This is a genomic window from Streptomyces albipurpureus (genome assembly GCF_023701525.1).
Classification (GTDB): domain Bacteria; phylum Actinomycetota; class Actinomycetes; order Streptomycetales; family Streptomycetaceae; genus Streptomyces; species Streptomyces albipurpureus.
The window spans coordinates 50,537-68,304 of sequence record NZ_JAMQAW010000078.1; the positions used below are offsets into that span (position 1 = coordinate 50,537).

General features: G+C 70.1%; 13 protein-coding genes. 8 read left to right on the plus strand and 5 right to left on the minus strand.

Annotation, left to right across the window (positions count from 1 at the left end; all coding sequences use genetic code 11):
- Positions 1-201: 201 nt before the first annotated feature.
- Positions 202-429, plus strand: coding sequence for a hypothetical protein (locus NBG84_RS35700; RefSeq protein WP_250923855.1), 228 nt, complete (start codon positions 202-204; stop codon positions 427-429).
- Positions 404-673, plus strand: a complete 270-nt coding sequence (locus tag NBG84_RS35705) for a hypothetical protein (protein WP_250923856.1) — start codon at positions 404-406, stop codon at positions 671-673. The genes NBG84_RS35700 and NBG84_RS35705 overlap by 26 nt, the downstream gene beginning before the upstream one ends.
- 490 nt (positions 674-1,163) lie before the next feature.
- Here NBG84_RS35705 and NBG84_RS35715 read toward each other — a convergent pair whose 3' ends face one another.
- The 3 genes from NBG84_RS35715 to NBG84_RS35725 form a co-directional block, all read right to left on the minus strand.
- Positions 1,164-1,745 (minus strand): hypothetical protein, encoded by a 582-nt coding sequence (locus NBG84_RS35715; protein WP_250923858.1) that lies wholly within the window; start codon positions 1,743-1,745, stop codon positions 1,164-1,166.
- Positions 1,746-2,067: 322 nt separating this feature from the next.
- A complete protein-coding gene (locus tag NBG84_RS40865; protein ID WP_285368675.1) occupies positions 2,068-3,198 on the minus strand; it encodes a hypothetical protein in 1,131 nt (376 codons plus the stop codon).
- Positions 3,199-4,466: 1,268 nt separating this feature from the next.
- Positions 4,467-7,037, minus strand: coding sequence for a fibronectin type III domain-containing protein (locus NBG84_RS35725; protein WP_250923859.1), 2,571 nt, complete (start codon positions 7,035-7,037; stop codon positions 4,467-4,469).
- A gap of 497 nt (positions 7,038-7,534) precedes the next feature.
- On the opposite strand from NBG84_RS35725, the gene NBG84_RS35730 reads away from it, so the two are divergent.
- Positions 7,535-10,114 carry a fibronectin type III domain-containing protein gene (locus NBG84_RS35730; RefSeq protein ID WP_250923860.1) on the plus strand — a complete coding sequence of 860 codons (2,580 nt, stop codon included), beginning with the start codon at positions 7,535-7,537 and terminating at the stop codon, positions 10,112-10,114.
- Positions 10,115-10,156: 42 nt separating this feature from the next.
- Here NBG84_RS35730 and NBG84_RS35735 read toward each other — a convergent pair whose 3' ends face one another.
- Together NBG84_RS35735 and NBG84_RS35740 are read right to left on the minus strand one after the other, a co-directional pair.
- The gene (locus NBG84_RS35735; RefSeq protein ID WP_250923861.1) at positions 10,157-10,360 is read right to left on the minus strand and encodes a hypothetical protein; all 204 of its coding nucleotides are present in this window, start codon (positions 10,358-10,360) and stop codon (positions 10,157-10,159) included.
- 510 nt (positions 10,361-10,870) lie between these two features.
- Entirely contained in the window at positions 10,871-11,488 is a 618-nt protein-coding gene (locus tag NBG84_RS35740; protein WP_250923862.1) for a TetR/AcrR family transcriptional regulator, read from the minus strand.
- Between the two features lie 600 nt (positions 11,489-12,088).
- Here NBG84_RS35740 and NBG84_RS35745 point away from each other — a divergent pair.
- Genes NBG84_RS35745 through NBG84_RS35765 form a run of 5 tightly spaced genes read left to right on the plus strand, consistent with a single transcriptional unit; the run spans position 12,089 to position 17,738 of the window.
- Positions 12,089-12,940 carry a CoA transferase gene (locus NBG84_RS35745; RefSeq protein ID WP_250923863.1) on the plus strand — a complete coding sequence of 284 codons (852 nt, stop codon included), beginning with the start codon at positions 12,089-12,091 and terminating at the stop codon, positions 12,938-12,940.
- On the plus strand, positions 12,937-14,127 hold the full coding sequence (locus NBG84_RS35750; protein WP_250923864.1) for a thiolase family protein: 1,191 nt from the start codon (positions 12,937-12,939) through the stop codon (positions 14,125-14,127). The genes NBG84_RS35745 and NBG84_RS35750 overlap by 4 nt, the downstream gene beginning before the upstream one ends.
- Positions 14,124-15,788, plus strand: coding sequence for a long-chain-fatty-acid--CoA ligase (locus NBG84_RS35755; RefSeq protein ID WP_250923865.1), 1,665 nt, complete (start codon positions 14,124-14,126; stop codon positions 15,786-15,788). Before NBG84_RS35750 ends, NBG84_RS35755 begins: the two co-directional genes overlap by 4 nt.
- A complete protein-coding gene (locus tag NBG84_RS35760) occupies positions 15,785-16,573 on the plus strand; it encodes an enoyl-CoA hydratase/isomerase family protein (protein ID WP_250923866.1) in 789 nt (262 codons plus the stop codon). The genes NBG84_RS35755 and NBG84_RS35760 overlap by 4 nt, the downstream gene beginning before the upstream one ends.
- Positions 16,574-16,577: 4 nt before the next feature.
- Complete coding sequence (locus tag NBG84_RS35765) at positions 16,578-17,738, plus strand: acyl-CoA dehydrogenase family protein (protein WP_250923867.1); 1,161 nt, start codon at positions 16,578-16,580, stop codon at positions 17,736-17,738.
- The last annotated feature ends 30 nt before the right edge of the window (positions 17,739-17,768 follow it).

Sequence of the window (17,768 nt, forward strand, 5' to 3'; positions counted from 1 at the left end):
CCGCGGCCGGGACCACCCCCGTACAGAGCAGTGCGCCCAGGATCACGCCGGCCGTAGTACCCCGGCGATGCCGCCTACGCATACGGCGTTGGGACTGGTAGGCCCGCATGTTGAGGTGTCGCGTATTCGCGGCTGAGGCCCACGGACCGTGACGCTGGGTGAGAAGTCGGGCCGGTTGATCGGGTCTGGCATGATCGCGCGGTGAGTGATGCGAGGCTGCTGGCCGTGGAGGCCGTTGAGTCACATGTCCGTGCGTTCTTCGAGGGGCATTCCGTTGAGGTCGTCGTCTGCGACCTGGGGCCGGAACGGCGCGAGGTTCTGCCCGGCCTGCGGGTTCTCGTTGTCGGCCCCGGTCCGCGCAGCGATAGCTGGGCCTATGTGACCCGCCGGGTGCTGGGCCGCGATGGAGAAGGACGGTCATGGGCTTGAGTTCGTCATTACCGCCCACGTCCGCGACCAGCAGTTCATCGACCTCATGGCCATGATCACGTACTACCACTGCAGTGGCCATCAGCTCAACCTGGAGCACAGCATGCCGATCGGCGAACCACGGGTGCCGGGCTCGAACTGCGACCACCTGCTGATCAGCCTGCCCTATCTCCACGGACCTGACTTCGAACACTGTCCGCTGCCCGGGGGGGGCACGCCCGCATCCTGTGGACCTTGCCTGTGACGGCCGCCGAAATCGAGCTCCGCAGGCATCACGGTCATGAGGCGTTGGATCACCTCTTCAACGAGGCGGAGATCATTCCCACTGACCTTTTTCGGGCATCGGCCGTGTGAGACAACGACCGAACCTCTCCCGGCGCCCTCCTGGGACATCCGGGCAGCAGGGGGCCGCCTATACGCTCATCACGGCCACCCCGGATGGCGGCGGCAGTGCGGCGGGGGCGGCGCAGGAGCCCCCTCGCCTCCGATCCAGGGCTTCTGCCGCGGGCACCGGACCGGTGGGACCGGCACGGCCGGTGCGGTGCGGGGCCCGGAGCGGCAAGGGCTGGTCTCCGTGCCGCGCGCACCAGCCTGTCTCCGGAGCGGTCCCCGCCCGTCTGGGGATTGAAGCGCGGATCCGCCGTGCCTCTCGTCTTCAGGGCTGCCGTCACCGCCCTCCACTCCGCCTCACAATGAATGGGGTGTAGGCAGGGTCACGGGTTGTGGTCAGCTGGTCAGCTGGTCAGGAGGAGGCTGTCGACGAGGCCGGTGGTGCCGGAGATCGGTGTGCCGAGGAGGCAGCCGATGACGCTGCCGACGTAACTGACGCCGGAGGTGATTTTGGTGGCGGCGTCGCCGAGGTAGCGGCCGGAGGTGACGGTGCCGGTGAAGACGATGGTCTGCGCGACGACGGTGGGCTGGGACCAGGTGATGACGCTGCTTCCGCCGGTGGGGTCGAGCCAGGTCACGGTCTCCGTCTCGGGCGGGCCCGCGGCGAGGGGGATGCACGAGATGGTCAGGGTACTGCTCGCGCTGCCGCTCCCGGTCGAGCCGATCGCACAGGTGTTGTAGGTGTAGGTGGCTGTCCCGGTGACGCTCTGCGGGGTGAGGGTGATGGCGGGGCTGAAGGTGCGGGAGAAGCTGCCGAGACATTCCACGTCGATACCCGCGGCCTTCGCGGGTTTCGCGGCTTTCGCGGGGACTGCGGCTTTCGCGGGCTGCGCCGTCGTGAGGGAGGCACCGGTAAGGAGGAGCAGGGCGGCGATTCCGAACGTACCGGCTCGCCGGCCGGCCGTGATGCGGGCAGTGGCGGACATCTGGTCCTCGTCTCTGTGGGGGGGCGGCCCCCGGGACTCACCGAGGGTCCGTGACTCTGTGCTGGGGAACGTACCGCCGTCCCGCCGGGCCGGAAAGGAGAGGCTCTGCCCGCAGACGCAATACGGCCAACACCACAGGTACGGCGGGGTCCCGCGTGTCCCGTGACGCTCCCCCATCACCTTCGGGCCTGCGAGCTGTGGTCTGCCGTCGGGGCTGATCGACGTCGTGAACTCCCCCTCAGCAGACCTGATACCGGGACTCGCCGCCCCCGGGGGATGCGGGGCGGCAGGACGGTTCCCGGGCCGGGGGGATGCGGAACGGTCACCAGGCGATGACGACCAGTCCCGGGGCGCCGGCCTGTGCCGCGCGTCCGTCGGCGCCGTTGCCTCCGGGCTCTCCGTTGACGATTCGCTGCTGTCCGGAGCTGTCGCGGTAGGTGTAGCCGCCGTTGCCGCCCTTGCCGCCGGTCCCGCCACCGCCGCCGGTCCCGCCGCCGTAGCGGACGCTGTCGGGCACGTGGAAGTCGGTTCCGTCGGGCAGGGTCACCCGGGTCACGGGCAGGGCGCCGCCCCCACCGCTGTCGCCCGCGCCTCCGCCCGCGCCTCCGCTCGACCCACGTACCGTGGTGCCGTTGTTCCCGGGCACTCCCCTTGAGCCCCGGGAACCCTTGGCGCCGTCCACGATGTTCTGCCCCGCGCTGGTGCAGGTGCTGCCGTTGACCGAGGTTCCGGCGTCTCCGCTGTCCCCGCCAGCCCCGCCCTTCCCGTCACCGGGTGGATCATAATTGGGCGGATAGTTGGCCCATCCCCGGTTCCCTGGGGCGCCTCCACCGCCCCACCCGCCGGCCCGGCCCGGGTTGCCAGTCGCCACGATCTGATGTACCGCACCGGCCAGCGTGACCTTCGACAAGGTGCCCTCGCCCCCGCTCCAGCCGCCCACACCCCTCGTCGCGAAGGTCTTGATGGAGGGGATGCTGAGGCCACCGCCGTTGCCGGTTACCCCGCCCGTGCCGGACGCACCCCCGCCGCCGCCCGCACCCCCGGTGCCGGGGCCGGCGAGCAGCAGCCGCCGAGTGCTGTCGGTGAACTCAAGGTGGCATTCCACGAAGTCCCCGGCACCGCCGCCTCCGCCGCCGCCTCCGCCTCCGCCGCCTCCGCCGCCCAGCCGGGCGACATCCCCGCTCAGCGAGCTCACGTCATTGCTGCCGCTCCCGCCGCCGGCACCTCCGCCGCCCCCACCACCTCCGCCGCTGCCGCCCCACACGTACACGGTGACCTTGTCGACCCAGTCCGGCTTCGACCACGCCTTCACCTTGGTGTCCGTCGTGAACACCGCGTACCCGTGCGCTTCCTCCGCCGCGGCGGAGCCGGCCGGGACAGTCACCGAGGCCAGCACCGCCATCCCGCACACCGCCACCGCCGCCCGTGAACCGGGCCTGACACGTACCGTCATAGTTGCTTCCTTTCTCTTCGCACCTCCGGATGCGGCAATCCGCACCCGGCACTGGTCTGCCCGCAGGCTCGCCGGTACCGCGCCCTGCTGCCGGCCCGGCGACCGCATCGCCGGCGCCTGCCGTCCCAGCATCCGCACCACCGGTGTTTCCGGCCAGCCGCGCTAGGCCGAACAGCCTCGCTCCGGGCACTGCATCAGCCGGAACAGGGCCGGCCCGCCCGGCTGAATGCCCGTCAGAGCCTTGTCCATCCCCTGGACGCCTCCGCGACCTTCCGACGCGAATCAGACGGCAAGCCCCAGGCCATCCCGCTTCCCTGTGATGGCGTCCAGGAGCCCTGCTCCTGGACGCCATCACCTTCGAACCGGTGTTCGCAGCACACGGCCCTCCGGCCACCCCGGCATGGTGTGAGCAGATGAGTAGCAGCGGAGGAGACAGTGTCTCCACGGTCCGACCGGGGTGTGAAGGACCAGCGGCGTGCGGGGTGTCGCCATGCGATGCGCGGCCGCTGCGACGGCGCTAGGTCCTGCCGGCGTCCGGGAACGCGCGGACGGCAGCATCCCAGGGGCGGCAGGCGCGGCAGGCGCGGGGATGGCAGAGACCTGCCCCTGCCCCGGCTGGGCGATGACCTGCTCCCTGCCGGGTGGGCGGATGCCGTGAAGGCATCGTTCGGGTGATCGGGTGAGGGGCCGAGGGCGGGGCAGAGACAGTACCCGAACGGGCGGGGCGGCACCGGCGGCTGCGGTGCGGGCGCTCGGCTTTGAGGTGTTCGCCAAGGGCGGCCGGTGGCGGGTCCCGGCGGGGTCGAGCAGTTCGTCATCCATGTGTGGGGTCCATGGCTCCCGCCCCCTGACCCGACCGGCACCCGGACTCGCAGGAAGGCCCGGCCACGCCCTGGCTGCCCCGGGGCGCGCTGAGGGATTCCTGGGTCTTCGCCGTGCGACTGCGGGACCCCGCGTGCGGGGCGGCATCATCAGCGGCAGGAAAGCGCACCCGGTATCAGGCCGGTTCCGGCGCGGACGGCGGAGAGGGTGATGGTGTGGGCGGGGTGACCGGCAGGCTGGAGCCGGAGGCCGCCGTCGGGGACGTAACCTTCCGCGGGCGGCGGCCGTCGCCTGCGGGTGAGCGTACCGGTGATGCCTGCGGCTGCCAGGAAGCCTTCCGGGTCGCGGTCGCCCCGCCACTCCCACCGGGGCCGGATCATCAAGGATCGGCCCAGTCCCGCCCGCCGACCTGTCCGGGCCGGCGGGCGGGGCTGGGCTGAGAGCCGTCAGAAGGCTCCGAGGTCGGCCGGGGGGCTCGGGGGGCTGATGCCGTACTGGTTGCTGGCGATGACCTGGACGTAGGCGCCGGGGGACTGGTGGATGAGGTCGATGTCCTTGGTGGTGTTGAAGGTGCCGGCGGTGGTGGTGCCCAGGACGTAGGGGCGGGTGCCGGGGAGGGTGAGGACGATGGTGTAGGTGATGTGGGGGTCGCCGCCGTCGTACTGGGGCGGGGTCCAGGTGACGTCGGTGTCGGTGACGTCAGCGAAGGCGCTGACCAGGCGGGGTTCGGTGGGTCCGGTGTGTCCGGCGCGGACGACGGCCTCGGCGGTGGCACGGGGGCATTCCCCGTAGGCTTCCTGGGTGGCGGTGATACGGGCGGTGCCGCCGAATGCCGTCGAGGCGTAGACGCCGTTCTGGTTGATGGTGCCGGGATCACCGGGGGCGAGACTCCAGGTCACCGGGGCCTCGCACCACCGGACACGTTCCAGGGTGAACTCGGCACGCTGGCCGGGTTGGAGGTCGCGCACCGGATTGTCGATGTAGATACCGGGCCGCGGCCCCGCCTTGCTGTAGATCTCCTGGGAGATGTCCCCGAGCGGCACCCGGAAGCCCAGGGCCTCGGCCCCGGCGATGCTCACGGTGAGGTTGCCCGCCACTCCCACGGTTACGGACTCCGCTGGGTCCTCCGCCGGTGCGGCAACGATCTTGGCGTAGGGGGCGATCTGGAGGCCGGGGCCGCCGATTCCGTAGAGCTGGAGGTCGATCTCGACCGGGAAGGAGAACTGGGTGGAGATGTTGCCCGTAACGGAGCTCACGTCGGCGGTGGCCCGGGGGGCGGTGGTGGTGTTCTCGCCGTCCCAGGACCCGCCGCTGTAGGTGGCCCGGCCGCCGGCGGTCTGGGCGTAGGTGAAGTCCGCGCGGACGCGCAGGCCACCGCCGAGGGCCGTTTCCAGATGCAGGGACAGCGTCGGCACGATGACGATGGGGACCTCACCGGCCAGCAGCGTCACCGGCGGGAGAACGGTCTGCGCCAGCGGGACACTGAGGACCACGGCTGCGGAGAGGTCGATCTCCGCCTGGAGGGAGGCCGTCACCTCGGCTTCGGCGGAGAACTCCATCTCCTGCACGCCCGCGTCGTTGGCGGTGAAGGTGAACTCCCAGTGCGGATCGACGACGATCGTCCCGCGGACCGTGCCCGACACATCGCCCGCCAAACCGCCGCCCCCCGGCCCGACGAGGGCCGCGAGCCCGAACGACATCTCACCGCGGCCGATCTGCGGACCGGGTGAGACACCCTGGTGGTAGACGGTGCTACCGGCCCGGTCACTGTCCAGGTCCCCGGCAGCGGCGACCTGGGCATGGTCGAAGACCTCGGGCAGGGCGGCGTCCTGGGTGGTGACGATGAGGGTGGTCCCCTCGGTACGGGTGGAGACGACCTTCCGCAGCAGCCCCTCCGGCGCCTCGCCGCCCGCAGCGGCGACCAGGGTGTCCCCGCGCCTGAGCGCCCGCAGTTGGGCGTTCGGCCGGGTGAACCGCAGCTCCTGCGTCTCCACTTCGGTGAGCTTGTCCACACTGTCTGCGGTCAAGACCTCGATGTCCTCGGCGACCTCGACCTTCGGCGACACCTCCTGCTGGGTGCTGGCGACCGGCCCCGCTCCGACCTCGTTGATCGCCGCCACCCCCATCCGGTACGTCCCGACCGGGTCCAGACCGGTGATCACCGCCTCCCGCGCACCGCCCCCGACGCGGGCGAAATGGCCGCCGATACCGACCACATAGGCGGTGATCCGGGGGCCGCCGTCGTCCTCCGGCGCCGACCAGCGCACCACCACCGCACGGTCACCCGCCCCGTGCGGGGCCGCCGACACATCGGTCGGCGCACCCGGCACCCGGTCGGGTGCGGGCTTCACCCCTGTCCTCTCCGCCGCCTCACCCCAGCCCGCCTCGTTACGCGCCCGGACCCGGACCGTGTAGGGGGTGCCGTTGGTGAGGCTGGGCACCCGAGCGGTGGTCTGCCCGACCCCGGTTTTCACCGTCACCTCCTGATCGTTCTCGTCGGTCGCGGTAACCTCGTAGCCGGTCAGAACACTCCCGCCGTCGTCCGGCGGGGACCACTCCACCTCGATTGCCCCGTCCCGCCCGTGGACACGGTCCACGATGGGCGCGAGCGGCACCTGCGCCGGGCGCGGCGCGATCGCGTCCGAGGGCCGGGACGTGCGCACATACTGCGGATCGGCGGACTCCTGCGTGACCGTGAACCGGTACGCGGTCCCGTTCACCAGACCCGGCACCCGCGCATAGCGGTCCTCCGCCTTCACTTTCACCCGGGCCCCGCCCGGTGTCGCGTGAACGGTGAACCCGGTGACCTCCTCATCGGCCGACCCGGCGACGAACTGCACATCGACCGCCCCGTCCCGCGGGAAGAGGTTCGTCACCACCGGGACCGGCTCCACCTCAGCCGCCCGCCCCACCGGGGCGGCGGACGCGTACGCGGTCCGCCCCGCCCCATCGGGGACAGCGGGCAGCCACACCGCCAGCACTGCCACCAGCAGCACCCAGACCCGCAACCGGCCCATACCCCTCACCACTCCTCAACGCAGGCGGTGGGCCCATGGCTGCCCCGGGCTGCTCCCGCACCCCACACCGTGACAGGCCCCGGACCTGTACCACCCGCACACCGGGCCACCCCCGGCGCCGATTCACACACACGGCCCCCTACCCATGAGCAGCCCCGTGCCGCCGGCGTATCAACGCTTGGTGACCGTCGGCGCAGTCCCGTCTTGTCCCTGTTCGTCCGGCCGCATCACGCCAGCCGCTCCGGGCGGACGAGGAGGCCGGATGGGCCTGCCGCCGGGGGCGCTTCCTTTCGTGCGGGCGGCCTCGGGGCGCCCGGGGCCCCGCACGGCCAGAGAGCGCGGGGCAGCGGTCGGCTGAGGGGATGGCGCTTTCGGATGATTGAGCGTGTCGGTGCGGTGAGGGCTATCGGGCCCGGGCACAGTGCCGCCTATACGGCGGTGCCCATCGGGCACGGGCCGGCCGGGGCCTGTCCGGCCCGGGAGGCGAGGAGCGGCTGATGAGCCGACAGCGTGTGTCCGTGGTACTGGTCATGGCAGTGGTGCTGGGGCTGCTGGGAATGCTGCCCGCAGCCGGGGGTGCGGGCGCCCGGGCGGTGGAACGGGCGACGGAGCGGGCGGCGGCCGGTTCCGCGGATCCGGTGGTGACGAGTGTGTTCCCCCGGGACGGGGCAGTGGATGTGCAGTTCGTCGCCGGGTCGGGCGCGGCAGCCGATTTCGTGGTGATCGCCGACCCCGGCGAGGCCCGGACCACGGTCGGTCCCGATGACCGGTACGCCCGGGTGACGGGCCTGCGCAACGGAACCGCGTACCGTTTCATGGTCGTCCAGAGGAAACTTCCGAGTCTGTGGCGGTCGCAGTGGTCACAGGAGGTGACTCCGGAGTCGGCCCAGCTGCCGCTGGCGCCGATCCTGGATCACGCCCACGGCCGTGACGGATCGGTCGAGGTCGAGTGGACACCACCGGACGACGGCGGCTCCCCCCTCACCGGCTACACGGTCACCGCGTCCGGCGGCGGCGACACGGTCACCGTCAAAACAGCGGCGTCCCAACTGAACGCACGGGTCCCGGGCCTCGTCGACGGCACCGCCTACAGAGTGGCCGTCCGCGCGGTCAACAAGGCGGGCACCGGCGAGCCGGCCACCAAGACGGTCACCCCCGGCCCGGACCGGGTACCCGGCGCTCCGACCGATGTGTCCGCGGTCCCGCAGGGAAATTCGGACCGTGAGCTGCTGGTGCGCTGGTCGGCACCGGAAGACGACGGCGGGCCGAGGATCACCGGCTACACCGTCACCGTCGGCGACACCGTCGTGCAGGCCAGTGGAGGGCAGCGGCAGGCGGTGGTGACCGGCCTCGATGCCGCCGAGCTCTACGCGGTGAGCGTGTCGGCGGACAACGCGGTCGGCAGCGGGCCGGCCGGGGAGGCGGAGACCGAGGTCTCCCCGCGGGTGGACGTCGACCGCGAAGCGAAGGTCCTGACCGCGGGGTCGCTGGACCAGCTCACCGCGACCAAAGACAAAGAGCTGCGCTTCCTGCGTCCCAACGGGCAGTTGCGGGGCCTGAAGCGGGGAGACGTCATCGTCTCGAACACTGACAAGAACGCCCCGGCGGGGCTGCTGCGGAAGGTCACCGCCACCCGCATGGACGGCGAGACCCTCGTCGTGACCACCGAAGACGCCGCCCTGCCCGACGTACTGGACCACTCACAGCTTGCGATGGCCGGCGACTGGGACACCGACCGCACCGGCACCACCGTCTACCACAAGGGAGTCTCTCCAGGGCCTCTGGTCGCCGACGGGGAACTGTCCTTCGGCCTCGCCGTCGCCCCCAACACCGACCACCCGGGCGCCACGGCCAGCGCCGGTGGAACCATCCGCGGCAGCATCACCATCGACCCCCACTGGGATCTCACCTGGACCACCAGCAAAAGCAGTTGGGGCGTCGACGCCCTCGACTTCACCGCCGAAGCCGACGTGAAGGCATCGATCGACGCGGACATCGGCATCAGCGCCGGCTACACCTCCACCATTCCCCTGGCCCAGACCACCCTCGCCCCCATCGTCTTCACGGCCGGCCCCATCCCCATCGTCATCATCCCCACCCTCTCCCTGAGCGCCGAACTGACCTTCAGCGGCGGCTTCGACATCCACGCGAGCTTCACCTACGCCCAGCACATCGGCGCCCGGGCCGGCTACGACAGCCAGGAGTGGTACAGCGAGAACACCACCACCGCCCCCGTCGCCACCGCGGACGTGTCCCTGGGGCGGACGAAAGCCACCCTGCAGGCGTCGCTCCCCATCGATGTGTCTCTGCAGTTCTACGGACTCGCGGGCCCCGGCCTCCAGATCGCTCCCTACCTTCAGGCCGTCATCGCCGCCCAGGAAGACCCCTGGCTCACCGTGCGGGCCGGCCTGAGCGGAAGCCTGTCCGTGTCCATCGCGGCCATCCCCTCCCTGACCTTCCGGCTGCCGCTCCTGGACGTCTCCCGGGACATCCTCACCCTGAACGGCACCCGCCCCGGCCTCTACATCGACGACCCTGTCCGCCATCTCCAGCCCGGCACGGACACCGCCTTCGAAGTGAAACGCGCCGATTGGTGCACCGCACCCGTCACCTTCAGCCTCGCCCCCGGCAGTCCCGGAACCCTCACCCCCGAGGGCCGCTACACCGCCCCCGCCACACCCGGGACCGCCCGGATCATCGCCACCCAGGCCGCGTACGGGGAGTGCGGCGCCTCCACCGCCGAGGCCATCGTCCTGACCGGCAAGACCCCGCCCTCGGTCCCCCGCTACGTCCGGGGCGTCCTCAGCGACTACTACGCCAACCTCCAGACCGGCTGGGAGCCCCCCGAGGACGACGGCGGCGACCCCGATATCACCTACGCCCTCGTACTCACCCTCCCCGACACCCGCTCCCACGTCGTGTCCACCACCGCCTCCACCCGATACACGATCACCGATCCCGCCACCCTCAGCGAGATCCGGGACCAAGGCGGCACCCTCCAAGTCATCGCCAGCAACAAAGCGGGCGACGGCCCGATCAGCCCACCGGCCGACATCACCATTGTCACGGTCGACTGACCAGCCAGCCCATCCCCCAAGCACACACCTGGCACAGCAAGGTCATGTCCCCGGGGCGTCGAGACCGGGCGGACCTGGTGGAGGCGGAGCAGTCACCGCTGGCCGTGCATCACGGAGGGTGCCCAGGAAGCAGATCCCCACTTCGAGCAGAGCGAACGAGTCGTTGCACGGAGCCTCTTCCCGGTCCAGGTTGGGCAGGCTGATGACCGGGATGACGGTGCGCTCGGCGACGTCCAAGAGCGGCATGGGCATCCGCGGCTCGGCGGCGAAGAACTCGGCGGCGGATTCGGTGTCGTCGGCCCCAACTGCCGGGAGTAGTTGAAGGCGCTCATCGCTGCGTCCGCAGTCATGGGGCGAGCGGGGAGGCGTTCCGCCCCAAAAAGCCCTTGGACTGGCGGCTCAGAGCCTCGGTGTCCAGTACCTGTCCCGCCCGCTGAACTCCGGCTGCGCGGTGTGACGTCGGCCATGGATGAGCCCGCCCGGACATGGTGCGCTCAGGGCAGAGTCGGACACTGGTCGGCGGTGATCGTCAGACAGCGGACAAGGGGGAGCTCCACGGTGGGCCCGGCTCGTGCGCAGATTCGCGTGCGGGCCGCAGCAGCAAGCGAGCGGCGCGGAAGTGCGGGAAGTCATTCGGGTCTCCGGGACGTCTGGGACTGTTGGCGCGGGCGGGTGTTGTTGGTGTGGGAAGGCGGGGTGTGGAAGGGCGGGGTGAAGCCTGCTGGTGGTGGCCCACGCCGCAATTGGCGCGGGTTTTCATCCGTGACGGGCTTCGGGTGGCGGAGTCTGCACGGTTACCTCGAGGGTCGGTTTCATGGCCTGTTCCGCTGCCGGATCGGCTAGGTGTTCCCACATGGTGTCGATCATGGGTTGAAGGAACATCTGTCCCAGCTGACGCACCATGATCGCGACGATCTGGGTGGACGCGGGTCTGCTGGTCGACGCGAGACCGGCTTCTCGCAGTTTGGTGATCTCGCTGCGGGTCAGTTCGGTCAGGCGTTCCAGCAGTTGGCTCTGGGGCCGGTTCGGTTCGAGTAGCACGCGGCGGAGGTAGTCGGCCACGGGCGGGTTCGCCCTCAGCATGAGCTGGACCGACGTGTCCCGGGCCGCGGCGACCTGTGCTGGGCCGCCGTCGGAGCTGGCCCGGCTGATGGCCTGCGCGTAGTAGTCGACGACCAGTTGCTCGACCGCGCTCCGCAGGCCGTTCTTGGTCTTGTAGTGGTGCTGGACGAGGCCGACCGTCACGTCCGCAGCGGCGGCGACTGTACGCAGGGAGACGCGGTCCTCGCCCCGCTCCGCGTAGAGGTCTAGCGCGGCGTTGCGGATCCTCGCCTTGGCTGTCAGGTCATCCGCGCCGGCGCGTGGATCAGTCATTGGTCATCTCCTCATTACCTTTTTGGTAGCCCGCAACGGGTGTCCGGCCTGCGGGGGCGGCATGACTTTCTCCCCGGTCGATCGCATGTCTCGGGGGTGGTGTCACCCGGCTCCGGAGGCATCGGCAGACCGCTGGTCCTGGCGCCCATGCCGGGGGTCGGCGTCAGGGCCGGAGTAGGACTCCTCATCGACGTCGGCGACGGCAGCTCGTTTCCGTCCGCCGCCCACCTCGCGTCCGCGTCGGCCTCTCCTCGGCCACCCGGAGCCCAGGCTCCTCGATCTGCGGCGAGCAGCCTTCCCGGTGAGGGAAGAAGCAGCCCGGAAGGGCCTTCTTCCGCACCGTGTTCGCCGCCCTGGGGCCGAGGGCCTGTCACGACAGGGGAATCAACCAGGGCAGACATCACACCCAAGTACTCCTCTGCCTCGCCCGACGATGAGTCGGCGCCCTCTTCGCCAGGCTCCGAGACGGCACCTTCCACGACCCCCGCCCCACCGGTGACGAAACCCAGGAGGCCACCCCACGAATAATACAACTCACCCCAGAGTCTTTACATACGCATTGGTAGCGATACATTTGTATAGTCGAGGGAAGGAGAGGCGATGCAACAGACCCTGCCGTTGGCCGGAGTGCGGGTCGTCACGCTCGCGGTCAATCTGCCCGGCCCGCTCGCAGCCGCGCGCCTGCGCCGGCTGGGCGCCGATGTCGTCAAGGTGGAGCCGCCGGGCGGTGACCCCCTGGCCGGCGTCGCACCGGGTTGGTATGCGGAACTCGCCTACGGACAGAGCGTGATCACGCTCGATCTCAAGGACTCGGGCGATCGCGTCCGGCTCGATACCGAGCTGGCGCGCGGCGATATATTGATCACCGCTATGCGCCCGGCGGCGCTGGCCCGGCTCGGACTGGACGACACCCACCTCGCGTTTCCGGGGCTTTCCTCCATTGAGATCGTCGGGCACGCTGGAGCCTTCGCGGAAGCACCGGGGCACGACCTGACGTATCAGGCGGTTCACGGGACGCTCACGCCCCCGGTGATGCCGACCGTACCCATCGCCGACCTCCTCGGCGCCGAACAAGCCGTATCGGCGGCTGCGCTGGCGCTGCTGGAGCGGTCGGTCTCGGGTCGCGGTGGGCGTCATCGCATCGTCCTGGAGGACGCCGCCGCCGTCGCCGGCGCGGCGATCCGTCACGGGCTCACGGGCGAAGGCGCCCCACTGGGCGGCGGCAGTCCCGCGTACGGGATCTACGCGACCGCGGACGGCCATGTGGCCCTGGCCGCGATCGAACCGCACTTCTGGTCCCGCACCCGTGAAGCCCTAGGTGGCGCCGGGACCCGCGACGGGCTCGGCCGCGTCTTCGCGACCCGTACCACCGCCGAATGGGAGGCCCTGGCCAAGCGCGCGGACATCCCGCTGGCCGGTATCCGTCAGCACACAGAGAAGGAGCGGCTATGAGCGTACGAGAGGCCGTGATCGTCGGTGCCGTCCGCACACCGGTCGGCAGACGTGGCGGAGCACTCAGCCGCTGGCATCCAGTGGACCTGCTCGGGCAGACCCTGCGGGCGCTGGTGGAGCGTACCGGCGTGGAACCGGCACTCATCGAGGACGTGATCGCCGGATGCGTCCTCCAGCAGGAACAGCAGTCCGGGAACCTGGCCCGGCACGCCGTACTAGCGGCCGGACTGCCCGAATCCGTGCCCGCAGTGACGGTCGACCGCCAGTGCGGCTCCGGCCAGCAGGCGGTGAGCTTTGCCGCCCAGGCGGTCATGGCCGGCACACACGATCTGGTGATCGCCTGCGGCGTCGAGTCGATGTCCCAGGTACCGATGCCCCCGGCGATGGCGCCGGGAGCACCCCTGGGCCCGCAGTACAGCCCGCACGAGCTGGCCCGCTACGACGGCGGACTGATGGCGCAGGGCGCGTCCTCGGAACTGCTGAACGAAAGGTCCGGGTTCAGCCGGGACGCGCTGGACGCCTTCAGTGCCCGCAGTCATCAGCGGGCCTGGGCCGCCTCCCGGGCGGGCCGGTTCACGGCGCAGACAGTGCCGCTGCCGAGCGATCCCGCCGACCCCGCGTCCCCTCTGGTCGACACCGACGAGGGCATCCGCGAGCACGTCGACCCCGCGAAGATGGCATCACTGAAGGCCGTGTTCGCCGCGAATGGGCGCACCACAGCGGCGAACTCGTCTCAGCTCAGCGACGGAGCGGCTGCGCTACTGATCGCCGACCGGGAGTTCGCGGAGCGCCGCGGGCTCATCCCGAGGGCCCGCTTCCGGGCCCTGTCGGTAGCGGCCGGGGACCCTGTCGTCCAGTTCACGGCGGTCCTCGACGCCACCCGTAACGCCCTCATCCGTAGCGGACTGACCACGAACGACATCGACCTGTTCGAGGTAAACGAGGCGTTCGCGGGTGTTCCGCTGCTGTTCAAGCGGGAGTTCGGGATCGATGACAACCAGCTCAACGTCAACGGCGGTTCCATCGCCATCGGTCACCCCCTGGGCTCGACCGGGGCCCGCATGCTCACCGACCTGCTGTGCGAACTCGAACGCAGCGGCGGGTCCACCGGCCTCCAAACCATCTGCGAAGCCACCGGTACGGCCAACACCACCATCATCGAGCTCATCACAGGGAGCAGCGCATGACCGCGATCGTCCGGGGACTCCCGTCCACACACGGCGACTCCTACCAGCTCAACACCACCACCCTCATCCGACACTCCGCACGGACCTACCCCGAGCAGGAAATCGTCCACCGCACCGGGGACGGAGGCTGGGGCCGCTACACCTACGCCGACGCCTACACCCGGGTCAAGCGCGCAGCCAACGTCCTGTCCGCCCTCGGCGTCACCCCCGGCGACGTCGTGGGCATCCTCGACTGGAACAGCAAGCGGCACTTCGAGCTGTACTGGGCCATCCCCGGCACCGGGGCCGTCATGCTGCAGATGAATCTACGTCTGGCACCCGAGGACCTCGGCCACGTCGCCGCCCACAGCCGCGCCTCCGTCGTCCTGGTGGACGAGAGTCTCCTACCGGTAGCGGAGGCGCTCGCCCCGCACGCCCCTGACGTGCGCGCCTGGGTGGTGATGACGGACAAGCCACTCTCGGGGATCACCACCACCCTGCCGGACGTCCACCACTTCGAGGACCTGATGGCCGACGCCCGCGACGAGATCGCATGGCCGATTGTCGAAGAGCGCTCCGCCTACAGCGCCTGCTACACCACGGGGACGACCGGCCGCCCGAAGGGCGTGTACTACTCCCATCGCGGCATCTACCTGCACACCATGGCGCAGGCCGCAAGCCTCGGCATGAGCGCCGACGACACCGTCATGCTCATCACGCCGATGTTCCACGGCCAGTCCTGGGGCCTGCCGCAGTCCGCCGTCTACAGCGCCGCGAAGATCGTCCTCCCCGGCCGGTACACAGCGGAGGACACCTCGCTCCTGGTCGACGCCATGATCGCCGAGAAGGTGACGGTCGCCAACGGCGCACCCGCCATCTTCCAGCCCATGCTCGACTACATCAGAACCCTGGCAACCAGACCCGACTTCAGCCGGGCGCGGCTGCTCTCCGGCTCGACCGAACCGGCACTCTCACTGTCGCGGGGCTTTCACGAATTGACCGGCGCCGACATCATCCACGCCTATGGCGCCACCGAGACCACCCCGACCGTCACCGTCAACGCAGGCGTCAAACCGACCATCGCCGGGGCTCTCTCCCCCGAAGAGCGGTGGAACCTCAAGCGCTCGCAGGGGCTACCGATCAACGGGGTCGACATCCGGATCGTCGACCCCGACGGGAATGATCTGCCGGCCGACGGCAGGAGCCAGGGCGAGGTACTGCTGCGCGGTCCCTGGATCACCGAGCGGTACTACCGGGGGCACGACGACGCCGACCGCTTCACCGACGGCTACTGGCGATCCGGTGACGTGGGCACCCTCTCGCCGCACGGCTACCTCAAGCTGACCGACCGCCTCAAGGACGTCGTCAAGAGCGGTGGCGAGTGGATTTCCTCCATTGACATGGAGAACGCGATCACCGGGCACCCCAAGGTCGCCGAAGCCGCCGTGATCGGCGTCGAGCACCCCAAATGGCAGGAACGGCCCGTGGCGCTCGTGGTCACCACCGACGGTGAGGAACTGCCTCTCGAAGAGATCCACGGCCTGCTGCTCGGCGCCTTCGCCAAGTGGCAGTTCCCGGACACCGTGCTGTACGTCGACCGGCTGCCGCGCACCAGCGTCGGCAAGCTCGACAAGAAAGCCATGCGGGCCGAGCACTCCGGCATCTACCGGGAGGCCCGGTGACCGCCACAGGCGCCGTACTGACGGTGGTACGGCACGGGCCCGTCACCGTCCTGGAGATCGACCGGCCCACCGCGAAGAACGCCCTGAACGAAGCGGTCATGACGGGCCTGACCGCCGAACTCGACCGGATCCGGCACGACGAGACCGTCCGAGCAGTGGTCCTCACCGGCGCCGGCGGCGTCTTCTGCGCCGGCGCCGACATCACCGCCTTCAACCGGATGCGGGCAGAAGCCCTGCTCGGGCCGCGCCCGACGCTCGGCGGCAGCCTCTGGTCAGATCTGGCCACCTTCCCGAAACCGGTCGTCGCCGCAGTCGAGGGCCTCGCCTTCGGCGGTGGCTTCGAACTGGCGCTGGCATGCGACACCGTCATCGCGGGGACATCCGCGAAGTTCGCCGTGCCCGAAGTCCGGCTCGGCGTCATCCCCGGCGGGGGCGGCACCCAGCGACTGGTCCACGCACTGGGCAAGGCCCGGGCGATGGCGTTGCTGCTCACCGGAGACACACTGCCGGCCGACGAAGCCGCCATGGCCGGTGTCGTCTCCCAAGTGGTGCCCGACGGCGAGGCGCTGTCGCGGGCACTGAAGCTCGCGGGCCGTATCGCACGGAACTCGCCGCTCGCGGTCGCCCTCGCCAAGGACGCCGCTCTGCGGGCGTTCGAGACCTCCCTGGCTCAGGGGCTCGAACACGAGAAGCGCAATTTCCATGTGGCCATCCACTCGGCGGACAGCCGAGAAGGCGAGCGCGCGTTTCTGGACAAGCGCACACCCGAGTTCACCGGAGAGTAAAACCATGTCCCCACTGTTTCCCGGCTACCACCCTGCGTGGGAGAGCGAAGACCAAGCGATGCTGCGCAAGCACGCCGCCGTGTTCTTCCGCAGGGAAGCCACCCCACACCAGCAGCGCTGGGCCGATCAGCGCCAGGTTGACCGAGCGTTCTGGAACAAGGCCGGTGACGCCGGTCTGCTCTGCCTCGACATCCCGGAAGAGCACGGCGGCGGGGGCGGCGACTTCGGCCATGAGGCCGTCGTCCAGCAGGAACTCATGCTCGCCCATGACTCCGCCTTCGGCTTCGCCGTGCACTCGACGATCGTCGCGCACTACATCAACGCCTACGCCACCGAGGACCAGAAACGCCGGTGGCTGCCCGGGTGCGCCTCCGGTACGAGCGTTCTCGCGATCGCCATGACGGAACCCGGCACCGGGTCGGACCTCCAGGCCATCCGCACCACCGCGGTCCGCGACGGGGACCACTACATCGTCAACGGATCGAAGACGTTCATCTCCAACGGACTCCACTGCGATCTTCTCGTCATCGTCGTGAAGACCGACCCCTCCCAGGGCGCCAAGGGCATATCGCTCCTGGTGGCCGAAACCAGTGAACTACCGGGATTCTCCCGGGGCAGGGCCCTGGAGAAGATCGGCCAGCACGGACAGGACACCTGCGAACTGTCCTTCACAGACATGCGGGTCCCGGCGGCCAACCTACTCGGCGGCGTCGAGGGCCAGGGCTTCTACCAGCTCATGAACCAACTCCAGCGAGAACGCCTGATCATCGGCGTGGGCGGGGTCGCGGCGGCCGAGGCGGCCGTGGTCGAGGCCATCGCATACGCCAAGCAGCGCACCGTGTTCGGGAAGCCGCTCATCGAGTTCCAAAACACCCGCTACGTCCTGGCCGAGTGCAAGACAGACGTCCTCGCCGGCAAGACACTGACAGACCACTGCGTCCAGGAGCAGATCGCCGGAACCCTCGACCCGGCGACCGCCTCGATGGCCAAGCTCTGGGCCACCGAGAAGCAGGTCGAGATCACCGACCGCTGTCTCCAGATCTTCGGCGGCTACGGCTATGTCATGGAGTACCCGATCGCCCGGCTGTACGCCGCAGCCCGGGTCCAGAAGATCTACGGCGGAACCAGCGAAATCATGAAGGAACTCATCAGCCGCTCCCTGTAGTCCGGAGCCGCTGAGCCACACGAACGGACG